Origin of the sequence: Polaromonas sp. LjRoot131, assembly GCF_964252805.1 — a bacterium.
In the GTDB taxonomy this organism is placed as follows: Bacteria; Pseudomonadota; Gammaproteobacteria; order Burkholderiales; family Burkholderiaceae_C; genus Polaromonas.
The window spans coordinates 428451-441559 of sequence record NZ_CAXUPF020000001.1 but is presented as its reverse complement, the minus strand read 5'-3'; the positions used below and the strand labels follow the sequence as shown (position 1 = coordinate 441559).

The window sequence follows — 13109 nt, the reverse complement described above, 5'->3', positions numbered from 1 at the left end:
GGTGTCAAGGCGGGCTCAGGATTTGGCCGCGACCTTCACGGCTTTTTCGGTGAGTTCAGCCTTGGCGGACATTTCCACCGCTTGCGGCGCGACCAGCGCACCGGGGCGAATGCGCTGCAGGCCGTTGACGACAATGCGTTCGTTGGCGGCCAGGCCGCCCTTGACCACCCGCAGGCCGTTGACGGAGGCGCCCAGCGTGACTTCTCGGTAGACCGCCTTGTTATCGGCGCCCACCACCAGCACAAATTTTTTGTTCTGGTCGGTGCCGACAGCGCGTTCATTGATCAGCAGCGCCGTGCCCTTGGTGGCCTGGCCCATGCGGATGCGCGCGAACTGGCCGGGCATCAGCTGGCCGTCCTTGTTGTCGAACACGGCGCGGGCGCGCACGGTGCCGCTGCGGGCGTCGACCTGGTTGTCGACGAGCTGCAGCTTGCCTTCAAACGGCGTGTCGGTGCTGGCGGCGGTGCCCATCTGCACGGGGATGCGCTCCAGGCTGCGGCTGGCCGGGCCGCCGTTGCCGCCCACGTCTTTGAGGGCCTTGGCCACGACCTGCTCGTCGGCATCAAAGCTTGCGTAGATGGGGCTCACCGACACCAGCGTGGTCAGCACCGGCGCGCCGGGGCCGGCGGCGACCAGGTTGCCCACCGTCACTTCGAGCTTGCCGACGCGGCCGGATACCGGCGCGCGCACCTGGGTATAGCCCAGGCTCAGCTGCGCCGTCTGCAGGGCCGCTTGCGCGGCGCGCAGGTTGGCGTCGGCTTCGCCCTTGCCGTTGGTGCGCTCGTCGAATTCACGCTTGGAGATGGCCTGCTCGCTCCACAGGCGCTGCGAGCGCTCCTGCTCACCCTTGGCCTGGGTGACGCGGGCCTGGGCGGCCGCGACCTGCGCATCGGCGCGCTCCACATCGGCGGCATACGGGGCCGGGTCTATGGTCAGCAGCAGGTCACCCTTCTTGACGAGCGCGCCTTCGCGGAAGTGCACGGACTGAATGGTGCCGGCCACGCGCGAGCGGATGTCCACGCGCTCGACGGCTTCCAGCCGGCCGGAAAATTCGTCCCAGGCGGAAACGTCGCTCTGCACAACGGTGGCCACCGAGACAGGGGTGGCTTGCGGCGCGGCGGGACCGGACTGGGCACTGGTGCTGGAGACGCCGAACACGGCGGCGGCGATGCCGGTCACGGCGAGCACGGCAAGGGCCACGGCCAGCAGGCGGCGTTTGGGGGTATGCAGTTGTATGGATGGCATGTCAATTCTCTCGATGATTGGATGGATGAAACTGATGAAATTGGAAAAGGATGGGATGAATGAGGCGAACCGGCGACTGTAGAACCTCAACTTAAGTTGAGGTCAAGCGCATGGCGCGCAAACACGGTGCGCCGCAAGGGCTATCAGCCCGCCGCGGCGTTGCCGCGCGGCGCTGGTCGGTACCTGGATGAATCAGTGGCATGGTGGACTCCCTCAAAGAAAAAATTGAACGTCTAAAACTTCAGGACAGCGCGCTCTGCGCGGCGGTCCGCGCATCCAGCGCGGTGGCGAAAAAACGGCTGAAGCGCTCATGGATCAGCGGCGCCCAAGCTTCCTTATGGTTCGCCGGCTCCAGGTAGCTGCAGGGCCAGCCCGTGGGAACCGGCAGCACCGTGTCGATCGCGACCAGGCCGGCGGCGCGCAGGCGCGCGGCATAAGCCAGCGTCTCGTCGCGCAGCGGGTCGTCCTGCGCCGTGATCAGCAGCGTGGGCGGCAGGCCGGCCAGGCGAAAGGCCGAGCCGGGCGCGGCATAGGGGTGGCTGGCGTCTTCCAGGCGCGGCAGGTAGTTGTGCCAGCCGTCGGCCCAGGTGCAACCCACCGGGCCGGCTTCGGCGTCGCGCAATGAAGCGGTGGCCAGGCAAGGGTCCAGCATGGGCGACAGCAGGATTTGCCCGGCCAGGGCCGGTTCCTGCAGGTCGCGCGCCATCAGCGCCACAGCCGCGGCGATATTGCCGCCGGCTTCCTCGCCGGCCACAAACACCGGCGCACCCGCGCCGGCCAGCTTGTGGCGGGCCTTGAACGCCCACTCCAGGGCGGCGTAGCCCATTTCAACGGCGCTCGGAAACGGGTTTTCCGGGGCCAGCGGATAGTCCAGCGACATCACCACCGCGCCGGCGTCGGCCAGCAGCCCGGCCACGCAGGAACCGCCTTCCAGCGAGCCGCCCACAAAGGCGCCCGCATGGAAGTGCACCACCAGCGGCGACACGCCCGTGCCGCTGCGGCGCCCGTAGAAACGCACATCCAGCGGCTTTTTCAGCGCGAGCTGGATCTGCTTTTCGACCCACGGGGGGCTGGTTTTGTCGGCGCCTGTGAGGGCGGGCTGCTGGCTTTTCATCGTCGTGACCGCGTAGGGCCTCCGGTTTGTTGCAATGCAGCAGAAGATACGCGCGGGGCATCACTTAATAAATAGCCATTCCGTTTATTCTTTATTTCACCAATGCAACAATCGGGGGGATGGCCAAGCCGCTCACGCCCCGGTACCGGGCAAATTGCCGCACAAGCCCCTGCCTGCTTCATTGCCCGCTTTTCTGCCTATGGGCGCGAAGTGTCAGCCTTGCCTCCGTGGCAAGGTCAAAGGAGCAAGGGAAAACCCGGACACCGCCAAGGGCTATTTGGGCCCGTCCGCAGGAAGCCGCCATGATGGTCACAATCGCCCCTCGCATCTCCCCCATAAGCCGCCGTTCGCGGATCTCCACGACTTTCCCCAGGACCCCAGCGGCCACCCGCCGCCGGGGAACGAGGCAGCAGGCCCACCCGCTTGCCACGCCTCCAGTGCATTGACAGACCCTTACCAGGACCACAGGACAGGACTTCTCATGGACAAGTTTTCCGCAATGCAGGCCTTTGTACGGGTCGTGGAAGCCGGCACTTTCACCAAGGCCGCCGATTCCATGGGCATGCCCAAGCCGACCGTGACGCGGCTGATCCAGACACTGGAGCAGTCGCTGGACACCAAGCTGCTCAACCGCACCACGCGCAAGGTCACGGTCACGGCCGACGGCGCGGCTTATTACGAACGCGCCGGCCGCCTGCTGGGCGAGATGGAAGAGCTCGAATCGAGCATGTCGCGCGCCAAGGCCAGCCCGCGCGGCCGGCTCAAGGTGGACATCCCTTCTTCCCTGGGCATGGCGGTGGTCATTCCGGCCCTGCCGGATTTTTATGCGCGCTACCCCGACATCCAGCTGGAGCTGGGCGTGAGCGACCGGCCCATCGACATCCTGGCCGAGAACGTGGACTGCGTGATCCGCGGCGGCGAGATCACCGACCAGTCGCTGGTGGCGCGCCGCATCGGCGAGTTCTATTTGATGTCCTGCGCCTCGCCCGCCTACCTCAAACGCCACGGCGTGCCCCAGCATCCGCAGGAACTCGCACATGGGCACAGGCTGATTCGTTATACGTCGCCGCGCGACGGCAAGCTCTATACCGTCACGCTGCACAAGGACGGGCAGGCGGTAGAAATCGACGGCCACCACCAGCTCTCGGTCAATGACTCAAATGCCGGCGTGGCGGCGGCGCTGGCCGGCCTGGGCGTGCTGCAGACCTTGACCTTCCTGGTCCAGCACCACATCAGCAGCGGAGCGCTGGAGCCGCTGTTCAACGGCTGGTGCTCAGAGGCCAAGCCCATCCACGTGGTCTACCCGCCGAACCGCCACCTGAGCAACAAGGTGCGCGTCTTTGTCGACTGGATCGCGGAGCTGTTCGCCAAGCACGACCTGATCCAGCGCAAAAGCACGCTGCCGGGCCGCATCACGCGCGCGCAGCCCACGGCCGAAGCACTCGTCGAGTAGCGGCGTCCCTCGGCATCTCCTACAGTCAGCGTCACTGACAGCCTACAGGGTGTGCGGCACAAGAGGATTAAGGTCGAGACCTGCCTGATGCCGTCCTTCATCCTGTTTGCGAAAGAGCCTCCATGCCAAGATTGAAAGCACCCGCGCCCGATGCCGAAAGCCGCAGGGCGCTGGAGCAGCGGGCCCGGGAAGCCGCCCTGCCCTCGCCGCCCCAGCAGAAAGGGCGATGGCCGTTTCCCGTGCCGGACGACCAGCCCGCCGGGGAAGCCCGGGAGCACAAGGACGAATCACCGGAAAAACCTGCCCGCCCGGGCAAGTCGGACGCTTCTTAAGCGCGCGGCCGCAGCCGCTTGGCCAGGCTGACCAGCAGCAGCACCAGCGCGCCCGCCACCAGGCCCACCACCGCGTCCATCAACAGCGGCGTGAGCGCGGCCAGAAAAGCGCCCGCACCGGCCGCCACCTGCTGCGTGAGCGATTCAATGAAGTTGTGCAGGGGCGCGATGCCGTGCGTGAGTATGCCCCCGCCCACCAGGAACATCGCGGCCGTGCCGGCCACCGACAGCCCCTTCATGAGCCAGGGTGCGGCCCACAGGATGGCCCGGCCCAGGCCGCGCTGAAAAGCAGGCCAGGCGCCTTCGCCCGCGCGCTGGTTCAGGTAGAGCCCGCCGTCGTCGAGCTTGACGATGCCGGCCACCAGGCCGTACACCCCCACCGTCATGAGCAGCGCGATGCCGCACAGCACCGCGACCTGCGTGATGAAAGGGCTGGCCTGCACCGTTCCCAGCGTGATCGCGATGATCTCGGCCGAGAGGATGAAGTCGGTGCGCACCGCGCCCTTGATCTTGTCTTTTTCCAGCGCCACCAGGTCCACCGCGGGATTGGACAGCGCGGCCGTGAGCGCTTCGTGCTCGGCCGCCTGCTCGTGCGCGCTGTGCATGAATTTGTGCGCGAGTTTTTCAAAACCCTCGTAGCAGAGAAAGGCGCCGCCCACCATCAGCAGCGGCGTCACCGCCCAGGGCGCGAAAGCGCTGATGGCCAGCGCCGCCGGCACCAGGATGGCCTTGTTGATGAAAGAACCCCGGGCCACGGCCCAGACCACCGGCAGTTCGCGATCCGCCTTGACGCCCGAGACCTGCTGGGCGTTGAGCGCCAGGTCGTCGCCCAGCACGCCGGCGGTCTTTTTGGCGGCAACTTTGGAAAGCAGCGCCACGTCGTCCAGCACGGTGGCGATATCGTCGATCAATGCAAGCAGGCTGCTGGCCATAGGTATTCTTTTTCGTCAGGGCCGCGGCGATGAGCCGCAGTGGGTGTCAGAGGCATCCGGCGCATGGTGTTGTAGCTATGGCGCACCGAGGAAGAGCCGCCTACTGTACCCAAATTCCGCTACGCAAAAGAAAAAGCCGCCCGCAGGCGGCTTTTCCGGAGAGAAGACACCAGTTCAGCGCGCAGTCAGCCGCCCCAGGATAAAGCCGATCGCCAGGGCCGCGCCCACGGCTTCCAGCGGCCGCTCCTGCACCCAGGATTTCGAAGTTTCCAGCGCATGCGCGGGCGCTTCGCTGATGCGGCGCGTCTGGTCGGCGAAGCGGTCGGCCACGCTGCTGGCGGTGCCCGCGAGCTTGTCGACGCCTTGATGCGCCGCCGAGGAAGCACGTTCCACCGCGCTGCGCGCCGGATCGGTCACCTTGTCGATGCCGCTGTGGAGGGCCGCGCCGGCGGACTCGACGCCGCGTTGGATGGGATTGCCGTTGGCGGGCGATGCTGTGGTTTTGTCCATGATGCTTCTTTCAAAAAAATTCCACACAATAGGCAGGAGGCCAGAGGGATTGCTTGGTTGATAAGGCCATGCGCTCGGACCATCGCCGTCTCTTTTGACTGTAGGCAGGCGCGCGGCAACAAGCTGTGCGCCGGAAGACAGGCCGGGTGTAGGACAACAGAGTGTTGCGAAAGCTTGCTGGCTTGTCGGCCTGCACTGACAGAGAAACAGCCGCTTGGCTTGGCGGGCCACGCTACCCGCTCGCGCATCATCGTCCAAGCGTCTAGAGGCGTCGCCCAACCAGAGCCAAGGAGAAGATCATGCCCACCAGGATAGCCAGACCCGCATTGAGAACCGGCTCGGCCAATAACGGCCAGCCGCGCCACGGCCCGCCCGAAGAGGCGCCGGATGATGACGATGCGCTGGAGTTGCCGGTGGAGCCGGATGAGGGGACGCCCCTCATTCCGGACGATGAGCGGGTAGTGAATGTTCCTTCTTGAGGCCGGGTCTTGAGGCCGGGTCTTGCGCCGGCCGCGCGCTTCCTCTCCTCTGTGCTCTCTGCTGAGGATGGCTGGCCGGGGGTTGCCCGGCGGCAACTTACTTTTCTTTTGCTTCGCCAAAAGAAAAGTAAGCAAAAGAAAAGGCGACCCTGGTTGCTGCGTCCCTCCGCTTCGCTACGGGCAACCTGCGGTGCTCGGTTCAGGCGGGGTCTCGCTAAACTCGCCTTCGGCTCAAACAACGCGATCCCTGATCCGCCTGAACCTGCGCTCCTCGGCGCATCCACAAGGGGTGGGGAAAGGAATACCAATACCTGAAGAAACAAGGACTCGCCGTGGCGAGTCCTTGTTGTATTTGTCTTCTTGATATTTTTGTCTTTGGTTCCCGCTCCCGCTTGCCCCGTCCTGGCTGGGCCGAGGAGCGCAGAGACAAGCGGATCAGGGCCGGCGTTGTCTGAGCGAAGCGAGTTTAGCCGGACCCCGCTTGGCTCGAGCACCGCAGGTTGCCCGTAGCGAAGCGTAGGGACCCAGACTGCGGGTCGCCTTTTCTTTGGTGACTTTCTTTTGGCGAAGCAAAAGAAAGTTACTGGCCGCCGGGCCACTCCCGGCCAGCAGAACTCAGCAGGGGGCACGCCGTAGGGACAAGAACAGGCTCAACCCAAAGTCTTGAACATCACAAAAGCATCCACCAACCCCAACCTCAAATGCCGAAAAGCCCTCGGCAAAGTCGCCACCACCTCAAACCCCAATCTTTGCCATAACCGAACCGCCCGTTCGTTGGTCGACACCACAAGGTTGAACTGCATCGCCAGAAACCCCATGGCCAGCGCCTCGCGCTGCGAGTGTTCGCACATCGCCGACGCCAGGCCTTGCCCCTGGGCCTCGGGTGCGACCACATAACCGCAGTTGCAGACATGCGAACCCAGGCCGGGCTGGTTGGCCTTGATGAAATAGGTGCCTAGCACGGGCCCTTCACCGTCACGCACCACGTAGGTGGCGCGGGGCGCCTCCATCCACGCGGCATGGATTTCGGCTTCGGTGCTGTCCGGCGAAAAAGCGTAGGTGTCGCCGGCTTCGAAGGTGGCGCGCAGCAGCGGCCAGACGGCCGGCCAGTCGGCTTCTTCGCAGCGGCGAATCTGTATCTGGCTCATGGCTTGGGCGCGTCCACCACTTCGGCGGCCGTGCGGAAGGCCTCGACGGCCGCCGGCAGGCCGCAGTAGATGCTGGCGTGCAGCAGCACCTCCTGAAGCTGCTCCGGCGTCACGCCGTTGTTCAAGGCGCCGCGCACATGGCCCTTGAGTTCATGCTGCTTGCCCAGGGCGGTCAGCATGGCCACGGTGATCAGGCTGCGGGTCTTCAAATCCAGCCCAGGCCGCTGCCACACGTCGCCCCAGGCGTTGCGGGTGATGTAGTGCTGGATGGGCAGGGAAAAGTCGGTCGCCTTGCCGAAGGCATTGGCCACGAAGTCTTCACCCATCACCTGTTTGCGGGTGGCCAGGCCCTTGTCGAAGTCGCTGGAAGATGGTTCGGTCACGTGAGCTCCTTGGAAAAAATTCTCAAAGCCCAAGCGTAGTGGAAAACAAAAAAGCCCGCCCAGGCTTTCACCGGAGCGGGCTGGGACTAGCTGCGTTCAGGCCAGGTCGTAACGGTCCAGGTTCATGACCTTGGTCCAGGCGGCGACAAAATCGCGCACAAACACCTGCTGCGAATCGCTGCAGCCATAAACTTCAGCGATGGCGCGCAACTGGGAGTTCGAGCCAAAGACGAGGTCGGTCACCGTCGCCGTCCACTTGAGCTTGCCTGTGGTCCGGTCACGCCCCTCGAGCACGCCTTCGGATTCGGCCGACTTTTGCCACTTGGTGCGCATGTCGAGCAGGTTCACGAAGAAGTCGTTGCTCAATGTGCCGGGCCGTTTGGTGAACACACCCTGTTGGGCCTGCCCGGTGTTGGCATTCAGGGCGCGCATGCCGCCGACCAGCACCGTCATCTCGGGGGCGGTCAGCGTCATCAGGTTGGCGCGATCGACCAACTGCTCGGCGGCACGCTGTTCCTGCCCCTTGCGGCCGTAGTTGCGAAAGCCGTCCGCCGTCGGCTCCAGCACGGCGAACGACGCCGCATCGGTCTGTTCCTGCGAGGCGTCGGTGCGGCCCGGCGAAAAAGGCACTTTCACGTCGTGGCCGGCCTTTTTGGCGGCCGCCTCGACGGCCGCGCAGCCGCCGAGAACGATCAGGTCGGCCAGCGACACCTTCTTGCCGCCGGACTGCGCGCCATTAAAACCGGCCTGGATGGACTCCAGCACTTTCAGGACTTTCGCCAGCTCCGCCGGCTGGTTGGCCTCCCAGTCCTTTTGCGGCGCAAGGCGGATGCGCGCTCCGTTCGCGCCGCCGCGCTTATCGCTGCCGCGGAAGGTCGCGGCGGACGCCCAGGCCGTGGTGACGAGCTGGGAGACGGAGAGCCCGGAGGCCAGGACCATGGCCTTGAGGGCCGCGACGTCCTGCTCATTGACCAGCGGGTGGTCGACAGCGGGAAGCGGGTCCTGCCAGATCAGTTCTTCCTTCGGCACCAGCGGGCCCAGGTAGCGCGCGGCCGGGCCCATGTCGCGGTGCGTCAGCTTGTACCAGGCTCGGGCGAAGGCATCCGCGAACTCCTGCGGGTTGGCCATGAAGCGCCGCGAGATCTTCTCGTAGGCCGGGTCCATGCGCATGGCCATGTCGGCCGTGGTCATCATCGGGGCATGGCGCAGTGCGGGGTCGTGGGCATCGGGCACGGTGGTCGCGGCAGCCGGGTCCTTGGGCTTCCACTGGTGCGCGCCGGCCGGACTCTTGGTCAGCTCCCACTCGTAGCCGAACAGGTTCTCGAAGTAGCCGTTGTCCCACTTGGTGGGGTTCTTGGTCCAGGCCCCTTCGATGCCGCTGGTGATGGTGTGGACGCCATGGCCGCCGCCGAACTTGTTGATCCAGCCGAAGCCCTGGTCCTCGATGCCGCCGCCCTCGGGCTCGGGGCCGACATGCTCGCCCGGATTGGCAGCGCCATGGGCTTTGCCGAAGGTGTGCCCGCCGGCGGTCAGCGCAACGGTCTCCTCGTCGTTCATGGCCATGCGGGCGAAGGTCTCGCGGATGTCGCGTGCCGAGCCCAGCGGGTCCGGCTTGCCGTTCGGGCCCTCGGGGTTCACGTAGATCAGGCCCATCTGGACCGCGCCCAGGGGGTTTTCGAGTTCACGGTCGCCGCTGTAGCGCTTGTCGCCCATCCACTCGGATTCAGGTCCCCAGTAAATCTCTTCCGGCTCCCAGACGTCGGGGCGCCCGCCGGCAAAACCGAAAGTCTTCAAGCCCATCGAGTCCATGGCCACGGTGCCGGCCAGGACCATCAGGTCGGCCCAGGAGATTTTCCGGCCGTACTTCTGCTTGATCGGCCACAACAGGCGGCGCGCCTTGTCGAGGTTTCCGTTGTCGGGCCAGCTGTTCAGCGGCGCGAAGCGCTGCGTGCCGGAACCCGCGCCGCCGCGGCCATCGGCGATGCGGTAAGTGCCCGCGCTGTGCCAGGCCATGCGGATGAAAAACGGGCCGTAATGGCCATAGTCCGCGGGCCACCAGTCTTGCGAGTCCGTCATCAGCGCATGGAGGTCCTTGACGACGGCATGCAGGTCCAGGGTCTTGAACTCCTCGGCGTAGTTGAACGCCTGGCCCATAGGGTCGGACAGCGGGGAGTTCTGGTGAAGGATTTTGAGGTTGAGCTGGTTGGGCCACCAGGCGGCATTGGTTGCAGCGCCGGCCAGTGCGTGTTTGCGGGCACCGCCCGAGAATGGGCAGGAGGCCTCGCTTTGCGTGTTGTGATCAGCCATGATGGGTTACCTTCTATGAATAAGTGGTGCCGTGTAAGGGCTTGGAGGGCTTGGGCTTGCCAGGCGCGTGGCCTGTGAAGCACAGTCTAGGTTTCGCAGCAAAATAATCAAAGGCAATTAAAAATATTTATCTCATAGTTTTTATTAATTACACATCCTCCCCGGCTCCCGCGTGACCGAAGCGGCCCCCTTGCTTTACGCTTGAAGCCGAGCCACTTATAAAGCCCTTGAAGGAGACCCTGATGACCAGCCCCAAAACCTCCGGCGCGGCACCCCGTTACCCCGCGCCCGAACTGAAAGACCTGCCGCAGGACATCCAGGCCAAAATCCTGGAAGTGCAGGAAAAAGCCGGCTTTGTGCCCAATGTCTTCCTGGCACTGGCGCGCCGCCCCGCCGAGTGGCGCGCCTTCTTCGCGTACCACGATGCGCTGATGCTCAAGGAAGAAGGTTCCAACCCCAGCGGCACGCTGACCAAGGGCGAACGCGAGATGATCGTCACCACCACCAGCGCGGCCAACAACTGCCTGTACTGCGTGGTGGCGCATGGGGCCATCCTGCGGATTTATGAAAAGAAACCGCTGGTCGCAGACCAGGTGGCGGTCAACTACCGCAAGGCCGACATCACGCCGCGCCAGCGCGCCATGCTGGACTTCGCGATGAAGGTCTGCCTGCAGGCCGACCGGATTGAGGACGCCGACTTCGAGGCGCTGTACGGCCACGGCTTTGATGACGAAGACGCCTGGGACATCGCGGCGATCACGGCTTTCTTCGGGCTCTCGAACCGCATGGCCAGCTTCAGCGACATGCAGCCGAACCCCGAGTTCTACCTGATGGGCCGCGTGCCCAAGCCGCCCAAGCCGGCCTGAGAATCATTTGTGCAGGGTTTGATTTGGAACAGGATTTCATGACTTCGACCGCCACCGCTTCCCCCGTCGCCCCTGCCGTGCCCAATCCCGCATCGGCCAGCCCCTCCGGCCTGACCGTGCGCAAACTCGAGATCGACCTGGGCCAGGGCTTTGACCGCCACTGGTATGGCGGCGACGCCTTCCTGAGCCAGTACCACAACGCCTTGTCGATGAGCTTTCCGGTCGGAGAGCAATCCTTCATCGACGCGGTGCGCGACTGCGCGAAGCAGCTGCCCCAGACGCCCGAGCATGCCCTGCTGCACGAAGCCACGGCGCAGTTCATAGGCCAGGAGGCCACGCACCGCCACATCCACGCGCTCTACAACGCACACCTGGAAACGCAGGGCCTGGTCAACCATTGGCAGCACTGGGCCACGGCGCGCATAGCCTACGCGGAAAAAAGAGGTGCGCAGCCCATTCACTTCCTCGCGGTGACGGCAGCGTACGAACACCTCACCGCCGTGCTGGCTGACTACCTGCTGCGCCACAACGACACGCTGGACAGCGCCGACCCGAGAATGCAGACGCTCTGGCGCTGGCACGCGGCCGAGGAAACCGAGCACCGCGCCGTGGCCTACGACCTTTACCAGGCGCTGCGGGGCAACTATGCCTGGCGCATACGCTGGTATATCTACGCAGTGCTGGTGTTCAGCTTCGATTCAGGACGGCAGACGGTGCTCAACCTCTGGCACGACGGCACACTGTTCAAGCCCGGCACCTGGTGGAGCGCACTCAAATTCTTCTGGGGCCGCAAGGGTGCGATGTGGTACGCCATCGGCCCGCTGCTGGCCTACTTGAGGCGCGACTTCCACCCGGACCAGGAAGCGTTTGCGGAGCCCGGGCAGCAGACGCGAACCCTGGCCCAGCGCTGGCTTAAAGAGAATGAGGAAAGTTTTCGCGTTGTGCGTTGACTGTTTTCCCCCTCTTCCCCTGGGAGAAGGAGTAAGAAGTCTTTTGGCGGTCCTACTCGACGATCTTGCGCATCCAGTCCGGCAGCGGCCTCGACTTCTGCGCCGGAAAATCCACCCAGATGGTGGTGGCGCCGCCTGCGGCGCAGATCACGCCCGGCGCATCGCTGCGTTCCATGGTGGCCCAGCTTTCAAAGGTGCTGCGGCCCGGGTCGCTGACATACATCTTCATCAGCACGTCGCCCGGGTATTCGAGCTGTTTGTAGAAGTTGCAGAAGGCGTTAACGATGACGGGACCTTCGCCCAAGGGATCGGGTTTGCAGCCGATGCCGTACATCCAGTCTATGCGTATGGTTTCCAGGTAACGGAAGTAGCTGCCGTTGTTGAGGTGGCCCATGGCGTCCATGTCACCCCAGCGAATCGGGATGACCATCTCATGGACCAGTTTTTTCTTCTCGGGGATTTCAATCTTCATGATGGCCATCGCACCTAGCGGTGCGCCCGTATGGAGGCAAGAATACCCAGCGTGAACAGCACGCAGGCGGTGAGCTGCACCAGGGTGGGCCAGCGGCCGTCCCAGGCAAAGGAATACAGCAGCGCAAAAATCGTTTCGCTGACGATGAGCTGCCCGCACAGGCTGGCGCTGAGCCGCTGGCTGGCCATGTTCCAGAGAATGGTGGCCAGCCAGGTCGAGCCCACGCCCGCGACCACGCACAACAGCACAAACATCCATCGGTCTTCACGCCCGGCCAGCACACCGGCGTCCGAGCCCGCCACGCCCCACATCAGCAGCGCGCCCAGGCCGGTGGCCACGCCCAGCCAGTTGGCCCAGTCGGTGGCGTTGACTTCAGGGTGGCGCTTGAGCCAGGCGGAGTTGAGGATGGCGAAAGCCGTCCAGCACACCAGCGAAGCCGTCACGAAGAGCATGCCGCGCCAGAAATGCGCAGCCGTGCCCTGCCCGGCTTCGTGGGTGGAGCCCATCATGATCGCCAGCCCGGCCAGCGTGAGCGCCAACCCCGGCAGCAGCGCGGCCCAGCGCAGGCCCTGCGGCTTGCCCAGCAGCATGACCCAGATCGGGATGGTGCCGATAATGAGCGAAGGCACTTCGGTGCCCGCGTCGCGTATGGCCAGCACCAGCAGCAGGTAGTAGCCGCTGAAGCCGAGGATGCTCATGACCAGTGCGGCCCAGGCTTGCCGCAGCGTGGGCAGGCGGCGGCTACGCAGGCCCACCAGCATCACCGCCGCGGCCAGCACGCCGTAGACGGCGAAGCGCCCGGCTGTCAGGTCAATCGAGGAATAAGCACCCGCGCCCATTTCGAGCATGCGCGGCGCCACAAACACCAGGCCCCACAGCGCGCCCGCCGCGAGCCCGGCCAGAATGCCCGTCAGCATC

General features: G+C 64.9%; 14 protein-coding genes. 5 read left to right on the top strand and 9 right to left on the bottom strand.

Features of this window, described 5'->3' with window-relative positions:
* Positions 1 to 15: 15 nt before the first annotated feature.
* Complete coding sequence (locus ACSQ27_RS02105) at positions 16 to 1245, bottom strand: efflux RND transporter periplasmic adaptor subunit (protein WP_436153829.1); 1230 nt, start codon at positions 1243 to 1245, stop codon at positions 16 to 18.
* A gap of 241 nt (positions 1246 to 1486) precedes the next feature.
* Entirely contained in the window at positions 1487 to 2359 is an 873-nt protein-coding gene (locus ACSQ27_RS02100; RefSeq protein WP_436153828.1) for an alpha/beta hydrolase, read from the bottom strand.
* Between the two features lie 481 nt (positions 2360 to 2840).
* On the opposite strand from ACSQ27_RS02100, the gene ACSQ27_RS02095 reads away from it, so the two are divergent.
* Both ACSQ27_RS02095 and ACSQ27_RS02090 read left to right on the top strand, forming a co-directional pair.
* Positions 2841 to 3812 carry a LysR substrate-binding domain-containing protein gene (locus ACSQ27_RS02095; protein WP_436153827.1) on the top strand — a complete coding sequence of 324 codons (972 nt, stop codon included), beginning with the start codon at positions 2841 to 2843 and terminating at the stop codon, positions 3810 to 3812.
* A 122-nt stretch (positions 3813 to 3934) separates the two neighbouring features.
* Positions 3935 to 4144: a hypothetical protein gene (locus ACSQ27_RS02090; protein ID WP_436153826.1), complete on the top strand. Its 210-nt coding sequence runs from the start codon at positions 3935 to 3937 to the stop codon at positions 4142 to 4144.
* Here ACSQ27_RS02090 and ACSQ27_RS02085 read toward each other — a convergent pair.
* Together ACSQ27_RS02085 and ACSQ27_RS02080 are read right to left on the bottom strand one after the other, a co-directional pair.
* Positions 4141 to 5076: a DUF808 domain-containing protein gene (locus tag ACSQ27_RS02085; RefSeq protein WP_436153825.1), complete on the bottom strand. Its 936-nt coding sequence runs from the start codon at positions 5074 to 5076 to the stop codon at positions 4141 to 4143. The two genes, ACSQ27_RS02090 and ACSQ27_RS02085, sit on opposite strands and share 4 nt — an antisense overlap.
* 174 nt (positions 5077 to 5250) lie before the next feature.
* The gene (locus ACSQ27_RS02080) at positions 5251 to 5586 is read right to left on the bottom strand and encodes a DUF883 family protein (protein ID WP_436153824.1); all 336 of its coding nucleotides are present in this window, start codon (positions 5584 to 5586) and stop codon (positions 5251 to 5253) included.
* A gap of 299 nt (positions 5587 to 5885) precedes the next feature.
* Here ACSQ27_RS02080 and ACSQ27_RS02075 point away from each other — a divergent pair, with 299 nt between their 5' ends.
* A complete protein-coding gene (locus ACSQ27_RS02075) occupies positions 5886 to 6065 on the top strand; it encodes a hypothetical protein (protein ID WP_436153823.1) in 180 nt (59 codons plus the stop codon).
* A 650-nt stretch (positions 6066 to 6715) separates the two neighbouring features.
* On the opposite strand, the gene ACSQ27_RS02070 is transcribed toward ACSQ27_RS02075, so the two are convergent.
* From ACSQ27_RS02070 to katG, 3 genes are all read right to left on the bottom strand, one after another.
* Positions 6716 to 7213, bottom strand: a complete 498-nt coding sequence (locus tag ACSQ27_RS02070) for an N-acetyltransferase family protein (protein WP_436153822.1) — start codon at positions 7211 to 7213, stop codon at positions 6716 to 6718.
* Complete coding sequence (locus ACSQ27_RS02065) at positions 7210 to 7539, bottom strand: carboxymuconolactone decarboxylase family protein (protein WP_436155385.1); 330 nt, start codon at positions 7537 to 7539, stop codon at positions 7210 to 7212. The genes ACSQ27_RS02070 and ACSQ27_RS02065 overlap by 4 nt, the downstream gene beginning before the upstream one ends.
* A 153-nt stretch (positions 7540 to 7692) precedes the next feature.
* A complete protein-coding gene (katG, locus tag ACSQ27_RS02060) occupies positions 7693 to 9903 on the bottom strand; it encodes a catalase/peroxidase HPI (RefSeq protein WP_436153821.1) in 2211 nt (736 codons plus the stop codon).
* 242 nt (positions 9904 to 10145) lie between these two features.
* Here katG and ACSQ27_RS02055 point away from each other — a divergent pair, with 242 nt between their 5' ends.
* Together ACSQ27_RS02055 and ACSQ27_RS02050 are read left to right on the top strand one after the other, a co-directional pair.
* Positions 10146 to 10769: a peroxidase-related enzyme gene (locus tag ACSQ27_RS02055; RefSeq protein ID WP_436153820.1), complete on the top strand. Its 624-nt coding sequence runs from the start codon at positions 10146 to 10148 to the stop codon at positions 10767 to 10769.
* 38 nt (positions 10770 to 10807) lie between these two features.
* On the top strand, positions 10808 to 11719 hold the full coding sequence (locus ACSQ27_RS02050) for a metal-dependent hydrolase (RefSeq protein WP_436153819.1): 912 nt from the start codon (positions 10808 to 10810) through the stop codon (positions 11717 to 11719).
* Positions 11720 to 11771: 52 nt separating this feature from the next.
* On the opposite strand, the gene ACSQ27_RS02045 is transcribed toward ACSQ27_RS02050, so the two are convergent.
* Both ACSQ27_RS02045 and ACSQ27_RS02040 read right to left on the bottom strand, forming a co-directional pair.
* A complete protein-coding gene (locus ACSQ27_RS02045) occupies positions 11772 to 12191 on the bottom strand; it encodes an acyl-CoA thioesterase (protein ID WP_436153818.1) in 420 nt (139 codons plus the stop codon).
* 14 nt (positions 12192 to 12205) lie between these two features.
* Positions 12206 to 13108, bottom strand: coding sequence for a DMT family transporter (locus ACSQ27_RS02040; protein ID WP_436153817.1), 903 nt, complete (start codon positions 13106 to 13108; stop codon positions 12206 to 12208).
* Position 13109 lies beyond the last annotated feature (1 nt).

Excerpts from the sequence above, each read along its gene's own strand:
- ACSQ27_RS02105 (WP_436153829.1), bottom strand. The coding sequence starts at position 1,245 with ATGCCATCCATACAACTGCATACCCCCAAACGCCGCCTGCTGGCCGTG.
- ACSQ27_RS02100 (WP_436153828.1), bottom strand. The coding sequence starts at position 2,359 with ATGAAAAGCCAGCAGCCCGCCCTCACAGGCGCCGACAAAACCAGCCCC.
- ACSQ27_RS02095 (WP_436153827.1), top strand. The coding sequence starts at position 2,841 with ATGGACAAGTTTTCCGCAATGCAGGCCTTTGTACGGGTCGTGGAAGCC.
- ACSQ27_RS02090 (WP_436153826.1), top strand. The coding sequence starts at position 3,935 with ATGCCAAGATTGAAAGCACCCGCGCCCGATGCCGAAAGCCGCAGGGCG.
- ACSQ27_RS02085 (WP_436153825.1), bottom strand. The coding sequence starts at position 5,076 with ATGGCCAGCAGCCTGCTTGCATTGATCGACGATATCGCCACCGTGCTG.
- ACSQ27_RS02080 (WP_436153824.1), bottom strand. The coding sequence starts at position 5,586 with ATGGACAAAACCACAGCATCGCCCGCCAACGGCAATCCCATCCAACGC.
- ACSQ27_RS02075 (WP_436153823.1), top strand. The coding sequence starts at position 5,886 with ATGCCCACCAGGATAGCCAGACCCGCATTGAGAACCGGCTCGGCCAAT.
- ACSQ27_RS02070 (WP_436153822.1), bottom strand. The coding sequence starts at position 7,213 with ATGAGCCAGATACAGATTCGCCGCTGCGAAGAAGCCGACTGGCCGGCC.
- ACSQ27_RS02065 (WP_436155385.1), bottom strand. The coding sequence starts at position 7,539 with ATGGGTGAAGACTTCGTGGCCAATGCCTTCGGCAAGGCGACCGACTTT.
- katG (WP_436153821.1), bottom strand. The coding sequence starts at position 9,903 with ATGGCTGATCACAACACGCAAAGCGAGGCCTCCTGCCCATTCTCGGGC.
- ACSQ27_RS02055 (WP_436153820.1), top strand. The coding sequence starts at position 10,146 with ATGACCAGCCCCAAAACCTCCGGCGCGGCACCCCGTTACCCCGCGCCC.
- ACSQ27_RS02050 (WP_436153819.1), top strand. The coding sequence starts at position 10,808 with ATGACTTCGACCGCCACCGCTTCCCCCGTCGCCCCTGCCGTGCCCAAT.
- ACSQ27_RS02045 (WP_436153818.1), bottom strand. The coding sequence starts at position 12,191 with ATGAAGATTGAAATCCCCGAGAAGAAAAAACTGGTCCATGAGATGGTC.
- ACSQ27_RS02040 (WP_436153817.1), bottom strand. The coding sequence starts at position 13,108 with ATGCTGACGGGCATTCTGGCCGGGCTCGCGGCGGGCGCGCTGTGGGGC.